General features: G+C 66.5%; 22 protein-coding genes. 9 read left to right on the forward strand and 13 right to left on the reverse strand.

Translation table 11 applies throughout. From position 1 onward, the window contains the following. From GTP44_RS12400 to GTP44_RS12410, 3 genes are all read left to right on the forward strand, one after another. Positions 1 to 466 (forward strand): chemotaxis protein CheW (locus GTP44_RS12400; RefSeq protein WP_202424065.1); only part of this gene is annotated, 466 nt, incomplete at its 5' end. Between the two features lie 124 nt (positions 467 to 590). Continuing rightward, on the forward strand, positions 591 to 1,253 hold the full coding sequence (locus GTP44_RS12405; RefSeq protein ID WP_161019687.1) for a GIN domain-containing protein: 663 nt from the start codon (positions 591 to 593) through the stop codon (positions 1,251 to 1,253). A gap of 41 nt (positions 1,254 to 1,294) precedes the next feature. After that, a complete protein-coding gene (locus GTP44_RS12410) occupies positions 1,295 to 3,553 on the forward strand; it encodes a putative bifunctional diguanylate cyclase/phosphodiesterase (RefSeq protein ID WP_161019688.1) in 2,259 nt (752 codons plus the stop codon). On the opposite strand, the gene GTP44_RS12415 is transcribed toward GTP44_RS12410, so the two are convergent. Then, positions 3,537 to 4,400, reverse strand: a complete 864-nt coding sequence (locus tag GTP44_RS12415; protein WP_161019689.1) for a head GIN domain-containing protein — start codon at positions 4,398 to 4,400, stop codon at positions 3,537 to 3,539. The genes GTP44_RS12410 and GTP44_RS12415 overlap by 17 nt on opposite strands. Positions 4,401 to 4,527: 127 nt before the next feature. Here GTP44_RS12415 and GTP44_RS12420 point away from each other — a divergent pair, with 127 nt between their 5' ends. Then, positions 4,528 to 4,860 (forward strand): nucleotide pyrophosphohydrolase, encoded by a 333-nt coding sequence (locus GTP44_RS12420; RefSeq protein ID WP_160991403.1) that lies wholly within the window; start codon positions 4,528 to 4,530, stop codon positions 4,858 to 4,860. Here the strand turns inward: GTP44_RS12420 and GTP44_RS12425 are convergent. After that, positions 4,820 to 5,197: an HPF/RaiA family ribosome-associated protein gene (locus tag GTP44_RS12425; RefSeq protein WP_160991402.1), complete on the reverse strand. Its 378-nt coding sequence runs from the start codon at positions 5,195 to 5,197 to the stop codon at positions 4,820 to 4,822. The genes GTP44_RS12420 and GTP44_RS12425 overlap by 41 nt on opposite strands. Before the next feature lie 106 nt (positions 5,198 to 5,303). Further along, positions 5,304 to 6,209, reverse strand: coding sequence for an alpha/beta hydrolase (locus GTP44_RS12430; protein WP_161019690.1), 906 nt, complete (start codon positions 6,207 to 6,209; stop codon positions 5,304 to 5,306). 139 nt (positions 6,210 to 6,348) lie between these two features. Between GTP44_RS12430 and GTP44_RS12435 the strand changes: the two genes are divergently transcribed. Next, a complete protein-coding gene (locus GTP44_RS12435) occupies positions 6,349 to 8,160 on the forward strand; it encodes a caspase family protein (protein ID WP_161019691.1) in 1,812 nt (603 codons plus the stop codon). 48 nt (positions 8,161 to 8,208) lie between these two features. On the opposite strand, the gene GTP44_RS12440 is transcribed toward GTP44_RS12435, so the two are convergent. From GTP44_RS12440 to GTP44_RS12480, 9 genes are all read right to left on the reverse strand, one after another. Then, positions 8,209 to 10,647 carry a TonB-dependent receptor plug domain-containing protein gene (locus GTP44_RS12440; RefSeq protein ID WP_160991400.1) on the reverse strand — a complete coding sequence of 813 codons (2,439 nt, stop codon included), beginning with the start codon at positions 10,645 to 10,647 and terminating at the stop codon, positions 8,209 to 8,211. Positions 10,648 to 10,700: 53 nt separating this feature from the next. Then, positions 10,701 to 11,195: a RidA family protein gene (locus GTP44_RS12445; protein WP_160991399.1), complete on the reverse strand. Its 495-nt coding sequence runs from the start codon at positions 11,193 to 11,195 to the stop codon at positions 10,701 to 10,703. Positions 11,196 to 11,236: 41 nt separating this feature from the next. Continuing rightward, positions 11,237 to 11,656: a c-type cytochrome gene (locus GTP44_RS12450; protein ID WP_161019692.1), complete on the reverse strand. Its 420-nt coding sequence runs from the start codon at positions 11,654 to 11,656 to the stop codon at positions 11,237 to 11,239. Continuing rightward, positions 11,653 to 13,218, reverse strand: a complete 1,566-nt coding sequence (locus tag GTP44_RS12455; RefSeq protein ID WP_229256894.1) for a flavin monoamine oxidase family protein — start codon at positions 13,216 to 13,218, stop codon at positions 11,653 to 11,655. The genes GTP44_RS12450 and GTP44_RS12455 overlap by 4 nt, the downstream gene beginning before the upstream one ends. 298 nt (positions 13,219 to 13,516) lie before the next feature. Continuing rightward, positions 13,517 to 15,277, reverse strand: coding sequence for a TnsB C-terminal domain-containing protein (locus tag GTP44_RS12460; protein ID WP_161019694.1), 1,761 nt, complete (start codon positions 15,275 to 15,277; stop codon positions 13,517 to 13,519). A gap of 236 nt (positions 15,278 to 15,513) precedes the next feature. Next, positions 15,514 to 17,739 carry a DEAD/DEAH box helicase gene (locus GTP44_RS12465; RefSeq protein ID WP_161019695.1) on the reverse strand — a complete coding sequence of 742 codons (2,226 nt, stop codon included), beginning with the start codon at positions 17,737 to 17,739 and terminating at the stop codon, positions 15,514 to 15,516. Positions 17,740 to 18,006: 267 nt separating this feature from the next. Continuing rightward, the gene (locus tag GTP44_RS12470; protein ID WP_160991394.1) at positions 18,007 to 18,249 is read right to left on the reverse strand and encodes a hypothetical protein; all 243 of its coding nucleotides are present in this window, start codon (positions 18,247 to 18,249) and stop codon (positions 18,007 to 18,009) included. A gap of 74 nt (positions 18,250 to 18,323) precedes the next feature. After that, on the reverse strand, positions 18,324 to 18,545 hold the full coding sequence (locus GTP44_RS12475) for a hypothetical protein (RefSeq protein WP_160991393.1): 222 nt from the start codon (positions 18,543 to 18,545) through the stop codon (positions 18,324 to 18,326). 105 nt (positions 18,546 to 18,650) lie between these two features. Beyond that, positions 18,651 to 19,454: an SDR family oxidoreductase gene (locus GTP44_RS12480; protein ID WP_161019696.1), complete on the reverse strand. Its 804-nt coding sequence runs from the start codon at positions 19,452 to 19,454 to the stop codon at positions 18,651 to 18,653. 63 nt (positions 19,455 to 19,517) lie between these two features. Here GTP44_RS12480 and GTP44_RS12485 point away from each other — a divergent pair, with 63 nt between their 5' ends. The 4 genes from GTP44_RS12485 to GTP44_RS12500 all read left to right on the forward strand — a co-directional run bounded on the left by GTP44_RS12485 (position 19,518) and on the right by GTP44_RS12500 (position 25,741). Continuing rightward, a complete protein-coding gene (locus GTP44_RS12485; protein ID WP_161019697.1) occupies positions 19,518 to 21,125 on the forward strand; it encodes a M28 family peptidase in 1,608 nt (535 codons plus the stop codon). Positions 21,126 to 21,227: 102 nt separating this feature from the next. Next, on the forward strand, positions 21,228 to 24,446 hold the full coding sequence (locus GTP44_RS12490) for a DUF6701 domain-containing protein (RefSeq protein WP_229256899.1): 3,219 nt from the start codon (positions 21,228 to 21,230) through the stop codon (positions 24,444 to 24,446). Positions 24,447 to 24,517: 71 nt separating this feature from the next. Further along, positions 24,518 to 25,216, forward strand: a complete 699-nt coding sequence (locus GTP44_RS12495) for a dienelactone hydrolase family protein (protein WP_161019699.1) — start codon at positions 24,518 to 24,520, stop codon at positions 25,214 to 25,216. A gap of 81 nt (positions 25,217 to 25,297) precedes the next feature. Continuing rightward, entirely contained in the window at positions 25,298 to 25,741 is a 444-nt protein-coding gene (locus tag GTP44_RS12500; protein ID WP_160991388.1) for a thioesterase family protein, read from the forward strand. 1 nt (position 25,742) lies between these two features. On the opposite strand, the gene GTP44_RS12505 is transcribed toward GTP44_RS12500, so the two are convergent. Next, entirely contained in the window at positions 25,743 to 26,237 is a 495-nt protein-coding gene (locus tag GTP44_RS12505) for a DUF3016 domain-containing protein (protein WP_308494345.1), read from the reverse strand. Between the last annotated feature and the right edge of the window lie 163 nt (positions 26,238 to 26,400).

A 26,400-nucleotide genomic window follows, 5' to 3' on the forward strand; every position in this document is an offset into this window, starting at 1 on the left:
TATCGAGCGCGGCGGCGGCGCCGGTGACGGCGCCGACTTCGCGCTGTTCCACGCCGGCGCCACGCTGATGGCGCTGCGCGCGGCGCACATCCAGGAGGCGCTGCCGTTCGCCCGGGTGCAGCGCACCGTCGGCACCGGCGCGCGCGTCGGCATGCTCGACGTGCCGCTGGCGGGCGGACGCCAGCAGGTGGTGTGGGTGTTCGACCTGGCGCTGCTGGTGAGCGGCGCGGCCACCATCGTCGGCGACCACAGCCAGGTGATGCTGGTGCGCCACGGCGACGCCCTGGTCGGCCTGCTGGTCGACGAGCTGCACTCGGTGCAGCCATTCGCCGCCGCCGACCTGAGCGCCTCGCCGCTGGTGGCCGGCGAGGCGGCGCTGGCGCCGCGGCTGATCCAGGCCAACCAGGGCGCGCTGCTGATCCAGGAAATCGACGTCGAACGGCTGTTCGCCCGGCTGCGGACGTAGCCGTCGCGCAACAGCGGCGCCGATTTCCACCGTTCGTCGCAAAAGGGTCGGCGCGGCGTCGCAAGTTCAGTAAAATCCTCCTGTCGCTGTGACCCAGCATTCGCCATCGCCACGAGGAATCCCCATGCGCCGCTCCCCCGCCGCCCTGCCGCTCGGCCTGATCATCTGCCTGATCGCCTGCCTGAGCGCCGGCCTGCTCGCCCCCCACGCCGCCGGCGCCGCCGACAGCGAGCGCCAGGTGGCGCCGTTCATCGCCATCCACGCCAAGGGCGCGTTCGCCATGACGGTCGAGGTGGGCCGGCCGCAGTCGCTGCGCATCAGTGGCGAGGAGCGCTTCCTGGCCGCCGTGCAGACCACGGTGGTCGACAACGAGCTGCGGATCACGCTGCCGGAAAAAACCTATACCGGCACGCAAAAGGACCCGCGCATCACCATCAGCGTGCCATCGCTGAGCCGGGTCAAGGTGGAGGGCGCCGGCGAGACCGTGCTGCACCAGCTGCGCGGCGAGCGGGTCGACATCGGCTACCTGGGCGCCGGCCGCCTGGCCGCCGACGGCAAGGTCAAGTACCTGCGCCTGAACGCCAGGGGCGTCGGCGAGGTCGACGCCGGCCAGTTGCAGGCCGAGCGGGTCGACGTCAACTTCGAGGGCCTGGGCAACGTCAGCGTCCGCGCCAGCGTGCTGCTCAACGCGGTGGCCAAGGGCATCGGCAACCTGACCTACTACGGCCACCCGCCGACGGTCAACCAATCGGTGAGCGGGATCGGCAACGTCAAGGCCGGCGACTGAGCCGCCCGCGCCCGCGCCCCCACCTCCCCCACCCGCCACCGATGGCCGTCGCCAACGACCTCGCCCACTGGCGCGCGCAAATCTTCGCCCGGCTGCTGCTGGTGGTGTTCGTGCTGGGCCTGCTCACCGCCGTGCCCAGCGCGCTGCTGGCCGCCAGCGAGGGCCTGTGGTCGATCGCCGTGATCGACCTGGTGGCGCTGGTCTGGATCGGCGTCATCTGGCGCTGGCGCCGCCTGTCCTACACCACCCGCGTGGCGCACTTCATCAGCGTCGCCTACCTGGTCGGCGCGGCGCTGCTGCTCAAGGTCGGCCCGGTCAGCCAGATCTACCTGCTGGCGGTGCCGGTGCTGGCGGCGCTGCTGCTGGGCCTGCGCCCGGCGCTGTGGATGCTGGCGCTGTCCGGGCTGACGGTGATGGTGCTGGGCTACCAGGACCACCCGGTGCCGCCGTTGCCCGGCCTGCCCGACTACGCCTTCCTGCGCGCCGCCATCCTGTCGGTCAACTTCATGTTCATGACCGCCGTGCTGACGCTGTCGTGCGCGGTGCTGCTGCAGCACCTGGAGCGCTCGTTCGACCAGCTGTCGGCGCTCAACGCCGAGCAACGCCTGACCGCCGCCGCGCTGGCGCGCCTGAACGACATGGTGCTGATCGCCGAGGTCGCGCCGGGCGCCGGCCAGCACATCATCTTCGTCAACGACGCCTTCGAGCGCCGCAGCGGCTACGCGCGCGCCGAGGTGCTGGGGCGCGACCTGCGCCTGCTGCGCGGCCCCGCCACCGAGCAAAGCGTGATCGACGCCATCGACCAGGCGATGGCGCAACGCCAGACGGTGCGCGCCGAGCTGCTGAACTACAGCAAGAGCGGCGAGGCCTACTGGGTCGAGACCGAACTGGTGCCGCTGGCCGACGCCGGCGGCGTCAACACCCACTGGGTGGCGGTCGAGCGCGACATCACCGAACGCCGCAAGGCGGAACAGGCGATCCACCGGCTGGCCTTCTACGACGTGCTGACCGGCCTGCCCAACCGGCGCCTGCTGATGGACCGCATCAACCAATTACAGGCCGGCTGCGCCCGCAGCGGCGGCGCCGCCGCCGTCATGTTCATCGACCTCGACCGCTTCAAGACCATCAACGACGCCCGCGGCCACGCCACCGGCGACGCGCTGCTGTGCCAGGCCGCCAACCGCCTCGGCGCGCTGATGCGCCAGGCCGACACCGTCGCCCGCATCGGCGGCGACGAGTTCGTGGTGCTGCTGGCGCATCTGGCGCCCGGACCCGGCGAGGCCACGCGCGCGGCGCTGACGGTGGCCGAGAAAATCCGCGCCGCACTGGGCCGGGACTGCGCCATCGGCGGCCAGGTCTACAACTGCACCGCCAGCATCGGCGTCACGCTGCTGCCCAAGGCCGGCACGCCGGCGCAAAGCGCGCAAGACCTGCTGCGCGAAGCCGACACCGCCATGTACCGCGCCAAGTCGCAGGGCCGCAACGGCATCGCCTTCTTCGAGCACGCAATGCAGGCTGAGCTTGAGCAGCGGCTGACGCTGGAGCGCGACCTGGCCGCCGCGCTGGCCGCCGGCCATCTGCAGATGCACGTGCAGCCGCAGGTCGACCGCGCCGGCCGCCCGGTCGGCGGTGAACTGCTGATGCGCTGGCCGCGGGCCGACGGCGCCAGCGTGCCGCCGCACGTGTTCATCCCGGTGGCCGAAGAATCCGGCCTGATCGTCGCGCTCGGCGCGTGGGCGCTGCGCCAGGCCTGCGCGGCGGTGCTGCGGCTGCAGGCGGCCGGGCTGGCGATGCCGCTGTCGGTCAACGTCAGCCCGACCCAGTTCCGCCAGCCCGACTTCGTCGCCCAGGTGCGCCAGGTGCTGGCCGACACCGGCGCGCCGGCGCGGCTGCTGGTGCTGGAGGTGACCGAGGGACTGCTGATCGACAAGATGGACGACACCATCGGCCGCATGCACCAGCTGACGGCGCTGGGGCTGCGCTTCTCGATCGACGACTTCGGCACCGGCTACTCCAGCATGGCCTACCTGAAGAAAATGCCGCTGTACGAGCTGAAGATCGACCGCAGCTTCATCCAGGACACGCCGCACGACGCCAACAGCCGGGCGCTGGTGCAATCGATGCTGGCGATGGCCGGCCACCTCGGGCTGCGGGTGGTGGCCGAGGGCGTCGAGACGCGCGCCCAGGCCGACTTCCTGACGGCCCACGACTGCGCCTGCCTGCAAGGCTATCTGTACGCGCGGCCGATGCCGCTCGACGCGCTGATCGCGCTGCTGGGCCGCGTCAGTTCACTACCGTGACGCGCTTGCCGCTGAGATTGCGCTGGGCCGGATTGCCGTACACCGTCACCGCGCCCGAGCCGTTGGCGTAGGCCACCAGCGACTGCGTGACGGTGGCCGAGATGCCGCCCGAGCCATTGCTGCTCAGGTCCGCGCTCTGGCTGGTCAGGCCGGCCAGGTCGGCGCTGCCGGAGCCGTTCAGGCGCACCGTCATGCTGCGCACGTTGCCGCTGGCCTGGGCGCCGCCCGAGCCGCGCAGGTCCAGACTGAGCGCCTCGCCGTTGACGCGGCCCAGGTCCAGCCGGCCGGAGCCGTTCAGGCGCGCGCTGGCGCTGCCGCTTTCCAGCGCCGACGCGTTCAGGCCGCCGGAACCGTTGAGTCGCGCATCCAGCCGCGCCACCCGGCCGGCCAGGCGCACGCCGCGCGAACCGTTGAGCGACAACTCCAGCGGCGCGCCGTTCAGGCCATCGACCGTCAGCGACCCGGAACCGTTGGCGCTCAGATGGCGCAGCACCGGCGTGCTGTAGAGCACGCGCAGCGGCTGGCTGGTGCGGATGCTGCCATCGATCCACACCCGCAGCGTGCCGCCGCTGGCGTCGGTGCGCACCAGCGGCACGATATTGCTGTCGCCCTCGATCTGCAAGGCGGTCTGCTGGCCGACCCGCACCTCGACCTGCATCGGGCCGTTGACCTCGAAGCCGTCGAGCGTGGCCACCTGGCGCTGCTCGACCAGCGGCTGGCCATCGCCCTGCACCGCGTTGGCGCTGAAGCTGGAACGGTAGCCGCCGTCGCCGCCGTCCGGCACGACGATGACGGCGCAACCGGCGACGATGGAAAGAGTGGCGAGAGCGATCAGGGTGCGGCGCATGATGGTCAGTCCTGGAAGTGATAGTGTGGCCACTATAGCCAAACGACCAGCCGCGCGCGGCGTCGATGCGACCAACGGTCGAAAAGCGGGGCTGAAACGCGCAAACAGCGGTGTTACCATAGCGGCCATGAATACTTCCGACCTGCACGACCTGCGCGACCGCACGCGCCAGTTCGCCCGCGAACGCGACTGGGCGCCCTTCCACACGCCGAAAAACCTGGCCATGGCCCTGTCGGTCGAGGTGGCCGAAGTGGTCGAACACTTCCAGTGGCTGCCGACCGGCAACGAACTGAGCGACGCCGGCCGCGCCGCCGTGCGCCACGAGCTGGCCGACGTGCTGCTCTACCTGGTGCAGCTGGCCGACCGGCTGGAGGTCGACCTGCACGCCGCCGCCGTCGACAAGATGGCGCTCAACGCCATCAAGTATCCGGCCGAGCGCTGTCCGCCGCTGGTTCGCTGAGCTCCGGCGGCTCGGCCATATCGAGCTTTTCATGGGTGAAGGCGCGGCGGCGGGCCAGCTCGCGCGCCAGCGCACGGTCGGCGCGGTCGGCGGCGCGGTCGATCGCCACGTACAAATCCTCCTCGGTGTTCTCGATCACCACGGTCTTGCCGTGATCAAGGCTGATCTGAATCTTGCAGCGCTTGTCGCGGCCGCCGCGCGGGCCGTTGATGTCGGACAACCAGACCGCCAGCCGGCGCGTCAGCGCCCAGCCGACCGAGGTTTTCAGGCGGCGGTGGACATAGGCCCGCAGGCCCTCGGTCAGAACCAGACCGTTCGATTGTATGGCGATATGCATGATCAGCGCTCCTCTTCTCGGTGGATGACAGCACCAAGATAGGGACGCCGGACCGGCAAACAACTCGAATATTCCTGATTAACACATCGAATAAATCGATGGTTGCTCAGCGTGGCAAGCCGAGCGCCTGGCGCACCTGCGCCGCGATGATCGACCACGACGGCGACGCCGGCGCCACCTCGTCGTAATGGCTGCCACCCGGCAACACCAACACCTCGGCCGCGTCGCCGGCCGCCTGTGCGCGGCGGGCGTAATCCTGGCCCACGCGCAGCGGCGCGATGTCGTCATGCTCGCCGTGGATCAGCACCGTGCGCACGCCGGCCGGCAGCAGCTCGGCCGGCGAGGTGTCGCTGAAAATGTCGGGCCGCGCCGCGCTGGCCACGCCGGCCAGCTGCGCCATGTCGCGCTCGCAACTGGACTTGATCAGCGCCTGCTCGCGGCGCAGGTCGGCCAGCCCGCCCAGGCTGATCACCACCGGCACCGGCAGCGGATCGGCCACATACAAGGGACTGCCGCGCGGCAGCCTGGCGCGCGCGGCGGCCCACTGCGCCAGATGGCCGCCGGCCGAATGGCCGATCAACACCACCCGCGACAAATCGAGCCGGTGCTCCGGCGCCAGCGCGCGCAGGCGGTCCAGCGCGGTCGCCACGTCCTGATACATGCCGGGATAGCCGCCGCCCGGCTCGTCATAGCGGCGGTACTCGACATTCCACACCGCCACGCCCTGCGCCGCCAGCTCGCCGGCCATGGCGCGCATCTGCACGATGCCGCCGAACGCCTGGGTCCAGCAGCCGCCATGGATGATCACCGCCACAGGGAACGGCCCGGCGCCGGCCGGCAGGAACAGCTCGGCGAACTGCGACGGCGCCGCGCCATACGCCACATGGCGCGCCGGCGCCGGCCCGTTCAGGGCCAGATAGTCCTGCAAGGTCATCGGCGCGGCCGCGCCGGCGGCGCCGGCATTGCCCGCGATCGCCGCCGCCAGCAATGTCCTGCGTAGTTTTTTCAACATCCGGCCTCTCCCTCTATCAACAGTAACAGCAGTCCAGACAAACCGCCCGATGCCGCATGCTACACTTAAACCGGTGACGCTCGCCAGAGCGCCGCCGCGCTGGTGCGCCAGAGCTCCTCACCACCATCAATTCGCCAACATGAATCACCGCATCGCGCTTTCCATCGGCATCGCCAACTACAACGAACCCGTCCACCAGCTTGGAAACGCCGGCAACGACGCCGTGCTGATGGCCAAGACGCTGACGTCGCGCGGCTTCGACACCACGCTGTGTCCCGATCCGGATCAGCCCCAGTTGCTCGCGGCGCTCGACACCCTCGAGGCCAGGTGCGCGGCCCTGGCGCTGGAGGGCAAAGAGGTGTTTTGCGTGGTCTACTATGCCGGGCACGGGGTGGAAATGAACGGCAACGGCTATGTGATGCCGGCGGACTTTCCCGCCGAGCTGCAACCATCCACGCTGTCGCACTATGGCGTTTCTCTACTCAACATTCTGAGCAAAATGACCGCCGCCGCCGGCCCCAAGTTGCTGGTGCTGGACGCGTGCCGCGAATCGCTCGCGCACTGGAACAGCTTTGATATGAACCGGTTCGCCGAAAATGTGGCGGCGGACCGCAGCACATTCGGCGCCGCACTCGACGCCACCAATGTTGTTATCGCCTACTCGACCTCATCGGGCGCCATTGCCAGCGATGGCAAAGGGCAAAACAGCCACTATTGTGAACAGCTCGCGGAGCTGCTGCTGCGGCATGACCTGTCGATCACCGAGATGCTGACCGAGGTCGGGCAGCGCGTCATCATGCGCTCGGCCACGCGGCAACGGCCGTGGTACACCTCCAGCCTGCTAAAGCGCTACAAACTCAGCGACTTGCCGCACTATCAGCTGACGCAGGCGGTTCCGGTGAACACCGCGATCGATTACGCTGCGCGCATCCACGAGAGACAACTGGACATGACGGTGATCCTGCACAATCAGCGCCATGTCACGCTTGCCGATGAATTCGAGCGCCGGCGGCTGCTCAACGCGAAATCGGCCATCCAGGCCATCGCCGTGCATGGCGAGCAGCTGTTCGTCAAGACCGCCAACAACCAAGTGACCATATGGAGCGGCGACGGCAACGCTCCGGTCGTCATCAAGGTGCCGCGGGATGACACCTTCGGCATCGAAGTCTCTCCGCGGGGCACCGCATTTGCCATCTACGGCATGCGCTGCTTCCAGCTGTTTGTCCTCGACGACAGCCACTGGCGTTGCGCGCATCAGCTACAAGGCCCCAATATGAGCTACTACGGCGCCGTCTTCCCGAGCGAGCGCGAGGTGTTCATCTGCAACGGCAAGGGCGAGATCAGCCGTTTTGACGCCTCCGGGCCGACCACGCTGCGGCACGACATCACCACGGACATTCACGGGCCGATCTACGATTTGGCGGTGCTACCTGGCGCGCGGTTGCTTGCGGCCAGTTGCTGCGGTGGGCAGGTTCTGTATTTCAACCTGGCGACCCTCGCGCTGTCCGGGCGTACCACGCTCGGACGCGTTGGCGACAACCGTTCCGTCAATTATGCCGCGCTGCGCGAGATCGGCGCCAGCGACAGCGAGGCGCTGGCGATCCTGGACCGCCGCGACGTTCTGCTCGACGACAGTGGCACGGAATGGGAAGCGGAGGACGACAGCGCCAACAGCTATGAGGATAAACTGAAATACTGCGTCCGCATCGCGCATCTGGACCATAACCTGCTGTGCTGCGTCGCGGTCGCGGATGCGCGTGTTCTGGCGATCGGCTCCGAACATGGCTTTGTGTTTATGCTGGACATCCGCAACGGCGCCGTCTTCCAGACCCTCGACATCGGCGGCGGGCGCGGCACGAAGTTGCAGTGGCTATGCGCCGCTGCCAGCGGCGTCGCCGCGCTGTCGGCCGACGGCGTCATGCTGACGTACCACAGCGTGCCGGCATTCTGAAAAAAAAAGCCGCCCCGAAGGGCGGCCCAAAAAGATCCAAGCCCCCGCTTAGAACTTGTAGTTGGCGCGCGCGTAGTAGTAGCCGCCATTGATGCCGAACGGCGAGAACGTCGCCAGCACGTGCACCGCCGCGTTGTCGCCGGCCGCGCGCTGGTCCGCCAGCAAGGCCGGATTGACGCCATTCGGATACACGTTGAACAGATTGTTCGCCCCCACCGCCACCGACCAGGCGTTGCTGATCTTGTAGCCCACTTCCAGATCGGTGATGGCCTTCGGCTTGATCTCGGTCAGGTGGTACACCGAGCCATCCTCGCTGCCCCACTCCGACGACTTGCCGTAGATCGCCTCGCGCAGGTTGACGGTCCAGTTACCGATCTTCCACAGCGCGCCCAGGTTGGCGCGCAGTTTCGGCGACGCCGTCTCCAGGTCCGAGATCGCCGTTTTGTCGAGCAGCGTTTGCGGCAGCAGCTGCGCCGGCGCCTGGTTGACCTTGGTCACCTCCACCTTGTTGTAGTTGGCGGCGATCGACCAGTCCACCTTGCCGGCCTTGCCGTAGTTGCTGTTGATCGTGGTGACGAACTCCAGCCCGCGGCTGCGGGTGTTGACCGCGTTCGAGAAGATGTTGATGCCGGTCTGGCTGACCGTGTTATCGAGCACGTTGCCGTTGGCGCGGATCGCCGCGATCACCGCCGGCGAGTTGGTGCCGCCGCCGGAGCCGTACAGCGCGCCCGAACCGACGATGCGGTCGCGGATCTTGATCTGGTACAGGTCCAGCGTCATCTGCACATTGGCGGCCGGATTGAGCACCATGCCCACGCTGATGTTGGTCGAGCGTTCCGGCTTGAGGCCATCGACGCCCACCAGTTTGGCGCCGGCCGAATTCGGCGCCAGCTGCACGAAGGCCGACGTCGGGCCGACGTTGGTGGCCGAATAGTAGGACTCGGCCAGCGTCGGCGCGCGGAAGCCGTTGGAGAAGGTGCCGCGCAGCGCCGCCGCCGGCGAGAAGTCGTAACGGCTGGTCAGCTTGCCGACCTTGGCGTTGCCGAAATCGCTGAAGTGCTCATAGCGGCCGGCCAGGTCGACCGTCAGATCCTGCACCGGGCTGCCGGCGAAGTCGAGGTAAGCGGCCTGGTTGGTGCGGCGATGGCTGCCGGCGTCGGTCAGCGAGAAGCCCGGATACGACTGCGAACCCTCCTTGTAGCGCGACGCCTCGTCGCCGGCCTCGATCTCATACTTGTCGATGCGGTGCTCGATGCCGCCGGCGATATTGAGCGGCTTGGCCCAGCCGATATTGAACTCCTGGCTGGCCTCCAGCGTCGTGGTCAGCTGGCTGGCGATGAAGGCGCCGGCCTTGAACACGGTCGGCGTGTAGCCGGTATCGTTGAACAGCGACACGTTGCCCGAATCGGCGACGCCGATGCGCGACTTGTCGCGGCCATAGGTCGAGCTCAGGTCGACGTTCCAGCCACCCAGCTTGCTCTTGACGCCGACCGTCAGCGCCATATCCTCCTCGCGCATGGTCTCTTTCGGTGAGAAGCCGGTCGGGTAGATCTTCGGCAGGCGGCTCGGCAGGCGATAGTTCTCGAACGCGCGCGCCTCCTTGCGGCCGGCGGTGGCGATCGCGTACAGCTGGCTGTCCGGCGCGAAATCCCAGCCGAAGTTGGCCGCCATCACGTTCAGGTGATACTGGGCGTCGCCGGAAATGTGGTTCACATGCGGATAGTCGGGATGCTGGAACATGCCCGGATAGGCCGCCATATTGGCCGGGTTGACCACCCGCGGATCGAGGCCGCCGCGGTCGCTGTAGCCGTGGTACTTGGATTCCGCCGTCAGGCTCAGATAGGCGTCGGCGAACGGCTCGACGCCGATGTTGGCCGAGCCGCTCAGCGTGCGCCCGCCACCATCCACGTAGCCGCCGCCGGTGGCGGCGGCGGTGCCGCCACTGTTATTGGATTTGAGGATGATGTTGACCACGCCGGCGATCGCGTCCGAACCATATTGCGCCGCCGCGCCATCCTGCAGCACCTCGATATGATCGATGGCCGCCACCGGAATGTAGTTCAGGTCGGCCGCCGCGCCACCCTGGTACGGGCCACCCAGCACCGCCAGGTTCGAGGTGCCGTGACGGCGCTTGCCGTTGATCAGCACCAGCGTGTTGTTCGGGCTCAGGCCACGCAGGCGCGCCGACAGCGTCAGGTTGGCGGTGTCGCCACCGAAGGCCTGGGCGTTGAACGACGGCAGATTCTGCGCCAGCGCCTGGATCAGGTCCGGCTGGCCGGTGCGCTGCAGCGACGCCGCGTCCAGCACCTGGATCGGCGAGGCGCTGTTCTCCACTTTCAGGCCGCTGGTGCGGGTGCCGGTAACGATCACCGCGCCGGCGTTGGGCGTGGCGGCGTCCGCCGCCGGTTCGACATCTTCCGCCCAGGCGCCGAACGCCAGGGTGGACAACACGGCGGCAACGCCGATCTTGAGTGTGGCTTTTTGCATATTTTTAATCCCCATTTTTTAAAAGAAAAACCAAGTAAGCCCTCAACTGCCGATTATTTTTTCGCCGCGACCACTTCGATCTCCACCAGCCAGCCCGGATTGCTCAGCCCCGCCACCTGCACCACGGCGCGCGCCGGCAGGTTGGGCTGGGCGCCGCCGAAGTACTGCGTGTACGCCTCCATGAAGCCCTTGGTGTCGGCCTTGCCGCCATTGGCCGGATCGCCGACCAGGAACACCTGCATCTTCACCACGTCCGACATCTCCAGCTTCATGCCCTGCAGGATTTCCTTGATCTTTTTGAGCACCGTCTCCGACTGCGTCTTGGTGTCGCCGAAGGCCGCGATCGTGTCGCCCGCCACCTCCTTGTTGACTACCGCCGGCACCTGGCCGCTGATGAAATGGATGGTGGCGGTGGGCGGAATCGTCACCGCCAGCGCGATCGGAAAGTCCGAGTTGGGAATCTTGTGGCGCACGATGTCGCCCTTCGGTGCGGCGCCGGCGCTGCCAAAAGCGGCGCTGATCAACAAGGCTGCGAATACTTTTTTCATGCTGGCTCTCTCTCGGTGTTGTTGGTGTTTTTAAATGTTGTTTAGTGCTTGTTGGACATGGCGGTATCGCCAAAGCTCTCGACGCCCAGCGCCGTGCGCAGCGTGCCGACCTCGCTCTCACTCAGCGCGGCGGCCTTGTTGCCCCAGCTGCTGCGCACAAAGGTCAGCACGCTGGCGATATCGCGGTCGCTGAGCGAGCCGCTGAAGTCCGGCATGCCGCCGCGTCCCTTCAGCAGCACGCTGGCGACGTCGCCGCCCTGGCCCTGCACGAACTTGCTGCCGGCCAGCGCCGGGAAGGCGCCGGGGATGCCCTTGCCGCTGGCCTGATGGCAGGCCGCGCAGTTTTTCAGGAACAGCGCCTTGCCGTCGCCCGCCGCCTCCTGCGCCCGCACCGGCGATGTCGCCGCCGCCGCCAGCGCCGCCACCAGCAGTGCCGCCGCCTTGATCAACGTGTGCTTCATGCGCTGGCCCTCTCATGGATCTTGGCGATCTGCTGCCATGCCGATTCGATGGCGCCGGCCTGCCAGCCGGTCAGATAGCTCAGGTGCTCGCCGGCCAGCAGAATGCGGCCCTCGCCCTCCAGCAAGGTCGGGTAGGCGGCGGCGCGGGTCTTCTCGGTCCACTCGGCCCAGCCGCCCAGGTTGTACTGCACCCGGTGCCAGGCCACCGAGAAGGCGCTGTCGAAGTTCTCGGTGTACTGCGGGAAGATCTTCTGTCCCGCCGCCAGCGCGAACTCGGCGCGCTCCTTCGGCGACAAGGCGCTGACCTCGATCGCCTGCGTCTGATACTGGTAATAGCCGAGCAGCACGCCCTTCTGCTTCTGGAAGCCATAGGACGGCATCGAGATCGTGTTGATGCCTTTCAGGTCGGTCATATTGTGGCCGCCGTAGATGTGGTCATCCTCCTCCCAGAAGCGGCGCTTCATCTGCAGGCCGATCTTGCCCACCGGCGCATACGCCACCGAGGCCACCGCCTGCTTGAACTGGTCCGAGAAATCGGTGTCGATCCGGCGCAGCACCGACAGCGGAATGGTGCACAGGCAGTAGTCGGCGCTGATCGAGCCGCCCTTGCCGCTGCCGGTATCCTTGAAGGTGACGGTCACGCCCTCGGCGTTCTGGCGCAGCGTCTGCACCTCGGTCTTGTAGCGGATGTTGCGGCCGACGCGCTTCTCGAACGCCTTGGCGATGGCGTCCATGCCGCCCACCGGCTGGAACATGGTCGCCTGCATCGGAAAGTCGTGCACCGCGCTGTACACCGCGCCCAGTTTCGACGCCAGCAGATCCTTGAAGCCCAGCGGATCGGTGGCCACGCCCGGATTCATGCCGGCGCCCGGATTGGTGGCCCAGCCACGGCCGCTGCGGCCCTTGTATTTCAGGTCGCCGGCCGACAGCGCGCCCTCGTGCTGCAGATAGTCCAGCAGCAGGCGCTGATCATCGGCGGTCAGCTCCTGGTCCAGCGCATGGTTCTTGACCGACTTGGCCAGCAGCTCAGCCACGTTGCCGCGCATGTCGGCCTTAATTTCCTTGATGCGCACCCGCTTGCCGGCCAGCGGTCCGGCGTTTTCCGAATACGCGTAGGCGTGATCGTTTTCGTTGACCATCACCTCCAGCGGCACCTCGAACAGCTTGGTGTAGTGCAGCGTCGAACGGTGGAACAGCGGAATGCGCCACGGACCGTGATTGATGTACTGACCCTGGTCGAACGCACAGGTCTGCTTTTCGCCGCCCAACTCGGTCAGGCTGAAACCCTTGCGCGCCGTCTGGCAACGGCCGCCGGCAAAGGCGCGCGCTTCCAGAATCTGCACCTTGTAGCCCAGCTTCTCCAGCTCAAAGGCGGCGGTCATGCCGGCCAGGCCGGCGCCCAGGATCAGCACCTTCTTGCCCTTGCCGCTGCCGCTCAGCACCGGCGGCGCCGACGCGGTGGAGGCGATGCCCATGCCCCAGGCGTTCATGGTATTCAATAGCAAGCCGGTGCCGCCAACGGCCGCCGCCCGGTACAGAAAATCCCTTCTGGTAAATGACATAAACGATTTATACTGTTTTACATTCTGTTCCATCTTCTTCCTCACCAGTCTGCTCAATAACTCTTCTTTAGCAAGCGGCGTGCCACGGATGTGCAAAAAATAAACACTTTTCGGCAACTGCGGCAATCACGTAGGAACGCCATAAACGATATAAAACAATGTGTTTTCGTGCGCCATGAAAAACCCGTCCGCGCGCCCGGCGCCGGGGCGCGGGCGACAAACTTTATTCAATGACGGGAAACCGACGAAAAAAAAGCGCCGCACCTTAACGATGCAGCGCACAAAGGTGGAACGTCAGTTAAGCGACGAAACTGGCGTAGCTCGGCGTGCTGCCGCGCGATGGTGCGGGGGCCGGGGCGGCCGCCACCAGTTGGCACGGATGGAACTGCATCGGCGTGGCCGGGTCCAGCAGGTACACGGTCTCCAGGCTGGCCGGATCGTAGGCCACCTTGACGCTCCAGCCACCACGCAGACGCGCGCGCTCAAACCAGCGTTCGCCGGCGGCGCGCGCGCAGGTGTACACGCCGCCGTGCAGCACGATACCCTCGGCCGTCACGCTGGCCTGCGCCACCGGCATCAGGCTGCAGCGGATCAGGTGTTCCGGATAGACCTTCAGGCCGCCGCCGCGATGCCGCACGCCCCAGTCCCACAGGCGGCGCGGCGTGGCGCCATCGGCGTTGGCCAGCGACTGCCGGTTGTTGTAGTACAGGATGCAGTCGATGACGATGCGGGTAAACTGGTTGATATCCAGCACACCATCGAGCCGGCATGGCGCGCCGGGCGCGTCCGGCGCCAGCAGGCCGAAACGCTTGTCCAGCAGCGCGCGCCAGTCGGACGGGCCATCCTCCACCGCCACGCAGCGCATATTGAAGTTGTTGAGCAGCGCGTCGCCGCTCCAGCCCCGCGTCAGCGCGGTGTTGGCGAACAGCGTCTCCGGCAAGTGCTGGCAGGGCCACAGCTCGGGCCCGATGGCGCGCCCGAACTGACCGGCGTAGCGCACCTTGTCGGCACCGCAGTGCGCCAGCGCCAGCATGGCGTGCTGCCACTGCGGCTCGCCCATGCCCACATACAGCCCGCACACCATGCGGCTGAAGCTGTCCGTCACCACGTACACCAAGGGCCGGCCGACCACCTGCTGGCGGTCCTCGCGCGACACCAGCCGCACGTCGGCGCGCACCGCGTCCAGATAGAAGCCGGCGCCGGGGCGGCCGGATGGCAAGGTGTCCGGGTTCAGCGCCGGCGCCACCGCCTGCCCCGCCAGCGTGGCAGGCGCCTGACGGCGCACCACTTCCGGCGGCCGGTCGTCGTCCTGATCGAGCCAGTAATTGAACTGACCGAAACTCGGCACCTCCTTCGCCACGCTGCCCGGCGTGGTGTGCACCCGGCCGGCGTCGTCGATACGACGCTCGATGAAGAAATCGTCCAGCATCTGCTGGTAGGCGGCCAGCCGCGAAAAGCGTTCGCCGCTGGCCGCGTGGCGCGCCGTGGCCACGCGGAACACGCGGCGGATCTCCTCGTCCGCGTTCAGGCCGGGACCGGCGTCGGCGTGGTTCTTGCGCGGGCGTCCGCGCTTGACGCCCGCCGACGCCCGCCGCACCTTGCCGCGCCCGCCCGAGTTGCCGTAGTCCGGCAGCAGCGCGTTGGGCGTCTGCCCGCGCTGCCAGTAGCGGCGCAGATAGCGGTAAATGGTGGGATGCGACACGCCATGCTCGGCGATCGCGTTGGCGATCAGCTGGCCGCGCAGGCGCGCCTCGTAGATGGCCGGCTCCTGCGCCACCAGCGGCGCGATGATGCGCCAGGCGCGCGCCCGCAGTTGCAGGTGCTTGGGCGGCAGCAGTTCCTGACTGACCACCATCAGATAGGGATCGGCCGGCAGCACGCGCGCGTGGCCGGCCAGGATATCGGCGTGCAGCACCGACAGTTGGATCATCTCGACATCCGCCGACAACGCCGCCACGTCGAAGACATAGGCGTGGCTTTGCCCTGGGGCGATCCACAGGATGCGGACGGTGCGCGGCGACGGATGCGTGTAGTGCAGCAGGTCGTTGCGCAGCAGCATCAGCGCGCCTTGAACTTGAATGCGGTCATTGGTTCTGCTCCCACGCTTGATTTTTTCGGTTTGAAGGCGCTGATGCCGCCGCCCTTTATCACGTACGTGCTGTCACATATGCAATAAGCGGGCCAGCGGCTTTCAGCGGGGAAAGCCGCTGGCTAGCAGTCGGCAAGCCTTGTTCTGGTGCGATCCAGCACCAGCGTGGGGATAGAAAAAGGGGCCTTGCGGCCCCTTGTTGGTGATTAGTACTTTTTGCCTTTCGGCTTGGCGCCCGGCGCCGGTTTCTTCGGCGGCGTATGCTTGGCCGATTCCGGCGGCATGCGGTCGACCTGGCTGATCTTCAGCTGCGCGCCGCCGACCCAGACCTTGCCCAGGCTCTTGAACATATCGTCCGGCATGCCGTCCGGCAGTTCCAGCATCGAGTGGTGCTCGAAGATCTCGATGCGGCCGATGTACTTCGCTTCCAGCCCGGTCTCGTTAGCGATGGCGCCGACGATGTTGGCCGGCGTGATCTCATTGGCGCGGCCCACCTCGACACGGAAGGCGCTCATCGGCACCGACAGCTTGCCCGGTTTTTCCTTTTTCTTCTTGGCCGGCGCGTCCTCCACCTCATCGGCAACGGCGGCGGCGCGCACGGTGCGGTCCAGCGGCGAGCCAGCCGGTTTTTCAGCGCGAACCGGTTTGTCGGCGCGCGCCGGCTTGGCGGCAGGGGCCGAAGCCGGGGAAGACGTCTGCGCCGGCGCCCCCTGGCCATCGACGCTGATGCGCAGCGCCTGGCCGGCCACGCGGATGCCGGCCATCATTTCCAGCGCCTCGCGGCTCAGCGAGTCCGGCATGTCCAGCACCGTGAAGTCGTCGAAGATCTCGATACGGCCGATGTTCTTCGAGTCGATGCCGCCCTCGTTGGCGATGGCGCCGACGATGTTGCCCGGCTTGACACCATGCTGGTAGCCGACTTCGATGCGGTAAGTGCGCATGCCCGGCTCGGAGTCACGCGCGATGCGCTCCTTCTTGGCGAAACGTTCGCCGCGCTCCGGACGCTCAAAGCGCTCGCCGCGCTCGAAGCGGTCGCCACGGTCACCACGATCCGGACGGTCGAAGTCCTGGCGTGCCGGACGTTCTTCCCACTGCGTCTGTTGTTTCTTGTCCAGCAACAGCGGCACGTCGCCGCGCGCCAGCTTGGCCAGCGCGGCGGCGATTTCCACCGCCGGCACATTGTGCTCCTGTTCAAAGTCCTCGATCAGCGACTGGAACAGTTCCAGGCCGCCCTCGGCCAGCGTATCGGTGATCTGCTGTTTGAACTTGGCGATCCGCACATCGTTGACCGCCTGGATGGTCGGCAGCTCCAGCTGGCTGATCGGCTGACGGGTCGAACGCTCGATCATCTTCAGCAAGCCTTTTTCGCGCGGCGTGATGAACAGGATCGCCTCGCCGCTGCGGCCGGCGCGGCCGGTGCGGCCGATGCGGTGGGTGTAGCTTTCCGGATCGTGCGGCACGTCGTAGTTGACCACGTGCGAAATGCGCTCGACGTCCAGGCCGCGGGCGGCAACATCGGTCGCCACCAGGATATCGATCTTGCCGTCCTTGAGCATCTGCACGGTGCGCTCGCGCTGTGCCTGCTGAATGTCGCCGTTGATGGCGGCCGCCGAGAAGCCGCGCGCCTGCAGTTTCTGCGCCAGCTCCTCGGTGCCCAGCTTGGTGCGCGAGAAGATGATCATGCCATCGAAGTTCTCGGCTTCCAGGATGCGGGTCAGCGCGTCGAGCTTGTGCATGCCGGACACCAGCCAGTAGCGCTGGCGGATATTCTCGTTGGTGCCGGTCTTGGCGGCGACCGTCACTTCCTTCGGCTGATTCAGGTAGGTGTTGGCGATGCGGCGGATGGCCGACGGCATGGTGGCCGAGAACAGCGCGGTCTGGCGCGACGCCGGCGTCTCTTGCAGGATGCGCTCGACGTCGTCGATGAAGCCCATGCGCAGCATTTCGTCGGCCTCGTCCAGCACCAGCGTTTTCAGCTTGGACAGGTCGAGCGAGCCTTTATCCAGGTGATCGATGACGCGGCCCGGCGTGCCGACCACGACGTGCACGCCGCGGCGCAGCGCCGACAGCTGCGGGCCGTAGCTCTGGCCGCCGTAGATCGGCAGCACGTGGAAGCCGGGAATGTGCTTGGCGTAGGTCTGAAACGCCTCGGCGACCTGGATCGCCAGTTCGCGCGTTGGCGCCAGCACCAGCGCCTGCGGCGCGGTCTGTTTGATATCGATGCGCGCCAGCACCGGCAGCGCGAAAGCGGCGGTCTTGCCGGTGCCGGTTTGGGCCTGGCCCAGCACGTCGCGGTTGTCCAGCAGCAGCGGAATGGTCGCCGCCTGAATCGGCGAAGGGGTCTCGTAACCGACGTCGCTCAGCGCTTTGAGCAGCGGCGCGCCCAGATTGAGGTCGGAAAACAGGGTAATAGGGGAAGTTGGGTCAGACATGGCGTCACTCAAAAAAATTGTTCGAATCGCCGAATTGCGAAAGAAATTTGTGCGTAGTTTACTCTGTCTGAGCGGAACAAGCGCTTTTTTGCATGAAATGCCCCACAAATGACCGAATCACAACGTCGTTCCGGCGCAGGCCGGAACCCATGCCGCGCGGGAATCACGACAGGCAAAAAAAAAGGAAGACGGAGTTGGAATCCGTCTTCCCTCTTGCGCCGCCCAGGCCCTGAGGGTCCGGGGCGGCGCGTCAAGCACCAGGCTTAATTACTTGCTGGCGGCGGGTGCCGAAGCGGCTGGCGCCGGGGTCGATGCCGAAGCCGATGCCGAAGCGGCGGCTTTTTCTTTCTTGTGGTGCTTCATTTTCTTGGCCGGCGCGCTGGCGGCAGGCGCGGCGGCGGCAGCGGCGGCTGGTGCCGACGCCGAGGCGGAGGCCGAAGCGGCGGGAGCCTGGGCGAAAGCAGCGGAAGCGAACAGGCCGGCGATCAGGGTAGCGATGACTTTTTTCATGATTCAATCCTTTAAATTAATTTATACAATTTATAACGTTAATTTACTGCTTACTTGACTGCTTACTTGACTGCTTACTTGGTTGCTGGTGCTGGCGCAGCGGCTGCTGGTGCGGCTTCTGCGGTTTTGGATTCTTTGGCTTTGTGGTGAGCCTTCTTCTTGGCGGCAGGTTTCGCTTCGGCTTTTTGCGTCACGGCCGGCTTGGTGTCAGCGGCGGCAGGGGTGGCGGCAGGCGTTTGTGCGAAGGCTGCGGTTGCGAACAGGCCGGCGATCAGAGAGGCGATTACTTTGTTCATGATGAATTCCTTTTCGAGGTTTCGGCATCGGGACAATCCCGTGTCGCATGAGCAAAAAACGCGGCGTCGAAATGTCGCGTTGACCGGAATTACAAATGCTTACAATCAACGCTTGTCGTCTTTCCGCAGCGCGGCCAAGGCGATTTTCTCCACCAGCCCCGGCGCGATCAATTTCAGCCAGCGTCCCAGCTTGCCCTTGGCCGACATCACCACCTCGCGCCGGCGCACCGCCATGCCGTCGATGATCAGCGCCGCGCACCGCTCCACCGACATGGCGCTATCTTCTTTCAGGCTGCTGTGTCCCAGCTGGCCGCCGGCCGCGTTGTAGCCGCGGTGACGGATCCGCGTCGCCACCACGCCCGGATAGGCGGTGGTCACACTGACGCCGGCTGGCTTCAATTCCGCGCGCAGCGCCTCGAAGAAGCCGCCCATGGCGAACTTGGTGGCGCTGTAGGCGGTGCGTCCCGGCACGCCCACCAGCCCGGCCAGCGACGACACCGCGACGACGCGCCCGCGCGACTGCTTCAAATAAGGAAGCGCCGCATGCGTGCACCACACGCTGCCCCACAGGTTAATCCGCATCAGCTCCTCGTACCAGGCCAGGTCCTCCACCTCCTCGAACAGCGCGTGCGCCGAGCGGCCGGCGTTGTTGATCAGCGCGGAGATGGCGCCGAAGCGGGCGACGGCGGCGGCGATCAGCGCCACACACTGCGCCTGCACCGAGACGTCGGTCGGCACCACCAGCGTCTGCGCGCCCGACGCCGCGCACTGCGCCGCCACCTGCTCCAGCATCGCCGCATTGCGCGCCGCCAGCACCAGCGCCACCCTGGCGCCATGCCGGCGCGCCAGTTGCCGCGCGATTTCCGCGCCGATGCCGTCCGAGGCGCCCGTGATGATGATCGTGTTCATGTCTCTCCTTTATTGTCGGTATGCAGTAAGATTACCGCCTTCCGCCCCCACTATGGAGTAAACATGCGTCTTCCCGTTCTCGCCCTCGCCGCCGGCATGGCCTTGCAGGCCCACGCCCAACCACCCGTGGTGGCCGAGGCGCCGCTGCGCGCCCACCTGTCGCTGCTGGCGGACGACCTGTTCGAAGGCCGCGGCACCGGCCAGCGCGGCGGCGACCTCACCGTGCGCTATCTGGAAACGCAGGCGGCGGTGCTCGGCCTCAAGCCGCTGGCCGACGGCACCTATCGCCAACTGGTGAAAGCCGAGGGCACCAAGCTGCTGCCGGGCAGTGTTGCCCGCTTCAGCGCCGCCGGCGGCAAAACGCTGACGCCGGCCATCGGCACCGAGATCCTGATCGGCACCATGAGCGGCAAGGAAGACGTCACCCTCGACGCGCCGCTGGTGTTCGTCGGCTACGGCGCCATCGCACCGGAAGAAAAATGGGACGACTACAAGGGCGTCGACGTCAAGGGCAAGATCCTGGTCATGATGGTCAACGACCCGCAGCCGACCGCCGAGGAACCGAACCGCTTCGCCGGCAAGGCCTACACCTACTACGGCCGCTGGATGTACAAGTATGAGGAGGCGCTGCGCCAGGGCGCCGCCGGCGCGCTGCTGATCCACACCACGCCGTCGGCCTCCTACGGCTGGAGCGTGCCGGCCACCAGCTTCGCGCACGAGCGCTTCCACCTGGCCGGCAGCGGCAACCAGCTCGAAGGCTGGCTGCAGGAAGACACGGCGCGCGCGCTGTTCGCCGCCGGCGGCTTCGATCTGGACCAGTTGCGCGCCAACGCCGAGCGCCGTGACTTCCGCCCGGTCGATCTGAAGCTGACCATGCACGCGCAAATGCAAAGCAAGATCCGCCAGATCGAGCAGTACAACGTGGTCGGCATCGTGCCGGGCGCCGATCCGAAACTCAAGTCGGAAGCGGTGATCTACTCGGCGCACTGGGACCACCTGGGGATCGACCCGGACCAGCAAGGCGACAACATCTGGAACGGCGCCATCGACAACGGTTCCGGCGTGGCCGCGCTGCTGGCCATGGCGCAGGCGGCGGTCAAGCAGCCGGCCAAACGCACGCAGATCTTCCTGTGGCCGGCCGGCGAGGAAACCGGCTTCCTCGGCAGCACCGCCTACATCCGCGATCCGGCCTGGCCGCTGAACAAGACCAGCGCCGACCTGAACCTCGATTCGATGAACTTCGTCGGCAAGACGCGCGACATCGGCGTCGCCGGCGCCGAGCGCAGCAGCCTGTACGAGGCGGCCGGCGTGGTGGCCAGCAAGATGGGCATGAAGCTGGCGCCGGCCATTCCCGACCTGTCGGGCGCCTACTTCCGCGCCGACCACTTCTCGTTCGCCAAGGCCGGCGTGCCGGCGTTCAACGTCGGCTCGGCGGTGTTCTCCGGCGACGGCCACTTCGACTTCGTGCAAGACCAGCGGAAAAACAGCGCGCGCCTGGTGGCGTTCAAGCAGGACTACCACCAGCCGAGCGACCAGTACCACGCCGACTGGGACCTGTCGGGCATGGTGCAGCAGGCGCAGTTCACGCTCAACCTGGGCTACGAGGTGGCCAACGCGCCCACCATGCAGACCTGGAAAGCCGGCGACGCCTTCGGCAAGGTCAAACGCTGACAGCCAACCCTTAATAAAATTCCACGCGGCAACGGTGCTTAACCGCCTATAATTCAGGCAGTGATCTTTAAGGACTGTTCCGTGTGGATTAATTTTTTGACCATGTTGCGCCGCGGCTGCTGGGCCGCCGCCCTGCTGCTGGCCTGGAGCGGCAACGCCGCCGCCGACGTCAACTTCAACGGCGGCGCCATCGGCAACTGTTCGCTCGCCGCCGCGACCAAAACCTACACCTGCCTCAGCATCCAACTGCCTGTCTGGAACGACAAGGTCATCATCGCCGACGGCTATACGGTGATCACCAACACCGGATTTGCCCCCACGTTCAACAACGGCCTGATCATGGGTAGAACCTCGGTGCTGCGCAGCGCCGGTCTGACCAGCATCGACCTGTCCAATGTCAACCCGGCCTCGGTCGACATCGGTGGCGGCACGCTCATCGCCGGCGGCAACCTCGCGCTCAACTCCAGCATGACGATCAACGGCTCGGTCAGCGCCGGCAGCCTCAACACCGGCTCGGCCGTGACCATCACCGGCTCGGTCAACGCCAGCGGCGTGGCCACCCTCGGCTCGAACATCCGGGTCAACGGCAATGTGACCGCCGGCGCGGTGACGACCAACTCGCCGGGCCGGATCGACGGCTCGATCACCTCCACCACCACCGTCTACATCGATTCCGGCATCACCGTCGGCGGCGACATCAGCGGCACCATCGTCACCACCAATTCGGGCGTGACACTGAACGGCTCGGTCAACGCCAGCCTGTCCTTCCTGCTCGGCTCGGGCAGCACCGTCAACGGCGATCTGAGCTCGCCCAGCATCGTGCTGGCGCCCGCCAATTCCAAGGTCACCGGCGACATCAACACCACCGGCATATTGAACATGGGCTCCGGCACCACCGTGACCGGCACCGTCAACGCCGGCGGCCTGCTGATGAACGCGGCCGGCGCCAACATCAATGGCAACGTCACCGTCAGCGGCGACGTCCTGATGCAGGCCGGCAGCAGTATCAACGGCGATCTGAGCGCGCGCAACGTCGTCACACAAAACAGCAATGCCAACATCTACGGCAACGCGGCCGTCAATACCATCTACCTCGACTACGACAACGTGGTGACCGGCTTCATCACCTGCACCGGCCTGTTAGGCAGTCAATGCAATTGCGTCCTCAGGCCGCTCTTCTACAACCATCCGCTGCAGTGCACCAGCGGGACCTCGGCGGTGCACCACTTCCAGATCAAGCACAGCGGCTTCGGCCTGACCTGCCAGCCGCAGACGGTGGAACTGAAGGCCTGCGCCAACGCCGCCTGCACCGCCACCGTCAGCACCACCACCAAGGTTACGCTGTCGCCGGGCGGCGGCGATGTCAACGTGACCGGCACCACCAACGCGCAGGTGCGCTACAGCACCGCCACCGGCAACGCCGGCGTCACGCTGTCGGCCACCGCTGCCGGCGTCAACAACGCCAACGTCTGCCAGAACACCGGCGCCAACAACGCCAGTTGCCAGATGGTGTTCAAGGACGAGGGCCTGGTGCTGAGCGCGCCCGACCATGTGGCGATGACGCCCAACGTCAAGCTCAGCGTGCAGGCGCTGAAGAACTCACCCCTGGGCAGCTGCGTGCCGCTGGTGCAGGGCGCCACCGTGCCGGTCAAGTTCAGCTGCGGCTACCTCAATCCGCTGCCGGCCAACGCCAACGCGGTCGGGGTGAGCGTCGCCGGCACCAACCTCAGCTGCGGCGGCGGCACCACCGACGTCAATCTCACCTTCGACAGCAACGGCGTGGCCACGCCGTCGCCATCGCTGCAATACAGTGAGGTCGGCGTGACCAGCCTGAGCGCCGCCTACGCCACCAACGGCCTGAGCGCCAGCGGCACGACCCAGTTCACCACCGCGCCGGCCAAGATCAAGCTCGAACCGATCCGCATCAACACGCCGGCCAATTTCTTTTCGGCGACCGCCTTTGCCAAGGCCAGCGAGCCATTCAAAGTACGCCTGACCGCCCTCAACTACAATGATGTGCCGACCAAAAACTTCGGCCGCGAGAGCCCGACGCCACAGAACTTCATGCTGCCGACGCCGGTGCTGATCAACCCCATCAACGGCAACGCCCCGCTCACCATCGGCAGCTACAAAGGCATCGCCAACGGCGTGGCCGACGCCACCGATGGCACGCCGGGACAATGGCGCTTCGACGACACCGGCACGCTGCGCGTCACGGTCAAGCTGGACGGCAGCAACGGCTACTACCTGGGCAACCCGACCACCGGCTTCAACCCGCAGCAGTCGGTCGACCTGACTTTCGTGCCCGACCATTTCGACGTCGCGCTGCTGGCCGGCACGCCGATGGACTGCGCCAGCACCGGCTTGAGCAACCCCTGCGCTGGCAGCAACGCCAACGGCAAGTTCGTTTACTCCAAGCAGCCGATCCCGCTGCTGATCAACGCCTACGTCGGCCTCAAGGACGCCAGCGGCGCCTACCTGTCGCCGCAGAACTATGTCGGCGCGGCGGCGCGCCCGATCGCGCTCAGCGCATGGAGCACGGCGACCCCGAGCGCCGCGGTCCCCAGCAGCGTCGGCGACTTCAACTGGACCAAGACCCCGCCCGCCACGCCGCCCTTCACCTTTGCCTACGACCCGGCCAGCAAGAAAACCGTCGGCACGCTGGCCGGCGCGGCAACCAACCTCCTGCCCAGCTACGACTTCGCCACCGCGCCGACGGCGCCGACCACGATCACCGTGCGCGCCACCGACAGCGACGGCGCCAGCTCGGCCGGCTTCGCCGAGCCGCCGATCACCGTGGTCAGCGGCCGGCTGGACATCGAAAGCGTCAGCGGCCCGCTGACCGGCACGGTGCCGGTGACCGCCAAGGCGCAGTACTGGAACGGCAGGGCCTACGTGTTCAACCCGCGCTTTGCGCCGGAAGACCCGAGCCAGCCGGCGGCGCAGTCGCAGGCGCTGACGGTGTCGCTGTCGCGCACCGACGCCGGCGTCAAGACCTACTACCTCCAGTACCGCAACTGCAAGAACGGGCTGTACAGCGGCAACGCGGCCCAGCCCTGCAACGCCAGCGCCATGCCCAAGCTGGCCACCGAGAGCATCACCTTCCGCAACGGCAAGGGCATCTTCCGCCTGACCCAGCCAACGCCGGCGCTGACCCGCAACGGCCTGGTCGAGGTGGCGCTGCACAACACCGCCTTCGACAACGACCCGGACAAGGACAAGGCGGAGCTGATCAAGTATCTGCCGAGCGGCTTCGGCACCGTCATCTTCGGCGTCTACCGCTCCGGCCCGCTGATCTATCTGCGCGAGGTGTACAACTGAAACGGCCGGGCTGCAAGCGCCGGCAAAACAGGTTACGATGGCCGCTTTCTGACCATCGCACAAGGACCAGCATGGAAACCAACTCCCAGTGGATCGAGATCGACAGCGCCGACGGCGCCTTCGGCGCCTACCTGTCGCTGCCGCGCGGCGGCAAGGGCCCCGGCATCGTGTTGCTGCAAGAAATCTTCGGCGTCAACCAGCACATCCGCAACGTCGCCGACCAGTACGCGGCCGACGGCTACGTGGTGCTGGCGCCGGACCTGTTCTGGCGCCACGGCGCCCGCATCGAGCTGGGTTACGATGAAGCCGGCTGGCAGCGCGCCGTCGAACTGATGCAGGCCACCGACTTCGCCAAGGCGCAGCAGGACATCGGAGCCACCCTGAAGGTGCTGCGCGGCCTGGACGGCGTGAGCGGCAAGGTCGCCGCGCTCGGCTACTGCTTCGGCGGCCGCCTGTCCTACCACACGGCCGCCAACGGCCTGGTCGATGCCGCCGTCGCCTACTACGGCGGCGGCATCCAGAACGCGCTGGAGCGCGCGCCGGAGATCAAGGTGCCGGTGCTGATGCACTTCGGCGCCAGGGACGACCATATCCCGAACGAAGCCGTGAAACGCATCGCCGAGACGTTCGAGCACAATGAGCAGGTGGAAATCCACGTCTACGACGACGCCGAGCACGGCTTCAACTGCAACCACCGCGCCTCCTACCAGCAGCGCGCCGCCGCCGCCGCGCACGGCAATACGCTGGTGTTCCTCAGCGAGCTGCTGTAAGCGGCAAGCAGGACGCAGGAGGCAGGACGGGGCCATGCGGCTGCGTTAGAATGGCGTGATCATCGACAAGAAAGCACGCCCATGGCCCGCCTCAAGCTGGATTTTCCGGACGACCTGTTTATTTTCTCCACCCAGCTGACGGTGCGGGTGACCGACATCAACGGCGCCAACCACCTCGGCAACGATTCGATGATCTCGATGATCTCGGAAGCGCGCGCGCGTTTCCTGTTCGAGTACGGGCTGCAGGAAACCGGCACCGACGGCCTGGGCATCATCGTCACCGACCTGGCCACCACCTACAAGGCCGAGGCGCACGCGCGCGACCAGCTGATCTTCGAGGTCGGCGTGATGGATTTCAACCAGTATGGCGGCGACATCGTGTTCCGCATCACCCGCCCGCGGGACGGCACGCTGGTGGCGCTGGCCAAGTACGGTTTCGTGTTCTTCAACTATCACCGCCGCGAGGTCACGCCGATGCCGCCGGAGTTCCTGGCCAAGTTCCCCAAAGTCAACCGCCTCGACTGAACTAACGCTGCGCCACCTTGGGCACGATGGTTTTGTTGAACCAGTCGTCCAGCATCTGTTTTTCGTAGCGCATCGGGTCGCTGTCGAAATAGCTGGTGCGGTTCCACTGGTAATTCATGCTGGCGATCTCCTCGTCGCCGCTGCGCAGCACCTGGCCGTTGTCCGCCAGCGTGTAGCGCAGATGCATGCGCGGCCAGTCGGCGCCGCCGGTCATGACGCGGATATCGTCGGCGCCGCGCTGCGGATACATGCGCCCGGCCAGATCGATGTCCAGCACCTCGATCTTCAGCGTCTGCCCGGCCGGCAGTTTTTTGTTGAGCGTGGCGAAATAGTCGCTGAAATCCTTCAACGTGCGTTCCCGCTCGACCGGGCTGAACGGCATATCGGTGTAATCGTCCGGCTTGACGTAGGTGACACTCACCTGCGCCAGCGCGGCGCTGGACGCCAGCAGCGCTAACAGCCCTGCCAGCACGGTTTGGGTGATCGGGCGCATCATGCCTCTCCTCGCGTGGATTCTATACAAGCAATATAGCCCTTTTCACCGATCGGCGCGCGCGTTGAATAAGTTTGTTACCAATCACCGCGGCGCCGTCACCGGCTAACGTGCGTCACCCTCCGGCAACACGACCGATAATCCACCTGTCCAGCCGCCAACGGGA

The sequence above is a fragment of the Duganella lactea genome (assembly GCF_009857505.1).
In the GTDB taxonomy this organism is placed as follows: Bacteria; Pseudomonadota; Gammaproteobacteria; order Burkholderiales; family Burkholderiaceae_D; genus Rugamonas; species Rugamonas lactea.

Coding starts and splice junctions, on each gene's coding strand:
- GTP44_RS12405 (WP_161019687.1), top strand. CDS start 591: ATGCGCCGCTCCCCCGCCGCCCTGCCGCTCGGCCTGATCATCTGCCTG.
- GTP44_RS12410 (WP_161019688.1), top strand. CDS start 1,295: ATGGCCGTCGCCAACGACCTCGCCCACTGGCGCGCGCAAATCTTCGCC.
- GTP44_RS12415 (WP_161019689.1), bottom strand. CDS start 4,400: ATGCGCCGCACCCTGATCGCTCTCGCCACTCTTTCCATCGTCGCCGGT.
- GTP44_RS12420 (WP_160991403.1), top strand. CDS start 4,528: ATGAATACTTCCGACCTGCACGACCTGCGCGACCGCACGCGCCAGTTC.
- GTP44_RS12425 (WP_160991402.1), bottom strand. CDS start 5,197: ATGCATATCGCCATACAATCGAACGGTCTGGTTCTGACCGAGGGCCTG.
- GTP44_RS12430 (WP_161019690.1), bottom strand. CDS start 6,209: ATGTTGAAAAAACTACGCAGGACATTGCTGGCGGCGGCGATCGCGGGC.
- GTP44_RS12435 (WP_161019691.1), top strand. CDS start 6,349: ATGAATCACCGCATCGCGCTTTCCATCGGCATCGCCAACTACAACGAA.
- GTP44_RS12440 (WP_160991400.1), bottom strand. CDS start 10,647: ATGCAAAAAGCCACACTCAAGATCGGCGTTGCCGCCGTGTTGTCCACC.
- GTP44_RS12445 (WP_160991399.1), bottom strand. CDS start 11,195: ATGAAAAAAGTATTCGCAGCCTTGTTGATCAGCGCCGCTTTTGGCAGC.
- GTP44_RS12450 (WP_161019692.1), bottom strand. CDS start 11,656: ATGAAGCACACGTTGATCAAGGCGGCGGCACTGCTGGTGGCGGCGCTG.
- GTP44_RS12455 (WP_229256894.1), bottom strand. CDS start 13,218: ATGTCATTTACCAGAAGGGATTTTCTGTACCGGGCGGCGGCCGTTGGC.
- GTP44_RS12460 (WP_161019694.1), bottom strand. CDS start 15,277: ATGCTGCTGCGCAACGACCTGCTGCACTACACGCATCCGTCGCCGCGC.
- GTP44_RS12465 (WP_161019695.1), bottom strand. CDS start 17,739: ATGTCTGACCCAACTTCCCCTATTACCCTGTTTTCCGACCTCAATCTG.
- GTP44_RS12470 (WP_160991394.1), bottom strand. CDS start 18,249: ATGAAAAAAGTCATCGCTACCCTGATCGCCGGCCTGTTCGCTTCCGCT.
- GTP44_RS12475 (WP_160991393.1), bottom strand. CDS start 18,545: ATGAACAAAGTAATCGCCTCTCTGATCGCCGGCCTGTTCGCAACCGCA.
- GTP44_RS12480 (WP_161019696.1), bottom strand. CDS start 19,454: ATGAACACGATCATCATCACGGGCGCCTCGGACGGCATCGGCGCGGAA.
- GTP44_RS12485 (WP_161019697.1), top strand. CDS start 19,518: ATGCGTCTTCCCGTTCTCGCCCTCGCCGCCGGCATGGCCTTGCAGGCC.
- GTP44_RS12490 (WP_229256899.1), top strand. CDS start 21,228: ATGTTGCGCCGCGGCTGCTGGGCCGCCGCCCTGCTGCTGGCCTGGAGC.
- GTP44_RS12495 (WP_161019699.1), top strand. CDS start 24,518: ATGGAAACCAACTCCCAGTGGATCGAGATCGACAGCGCCGACGGCGCC.
- GTP44_RS12500 (WP_160991388.1), top strand. CDS start 25,298: ATGGCCCGCCTCAAGCTGGATTTTCCGGACGACCTGTTTATTTTCTCC.
- GTP44_RS12505 (WP_308494345.1), bottom strand. CDS start 26,237: ATGATGCGCCCGATCACCCAAACCGTGCTGGCAGGGCTGTTAGCGCTG.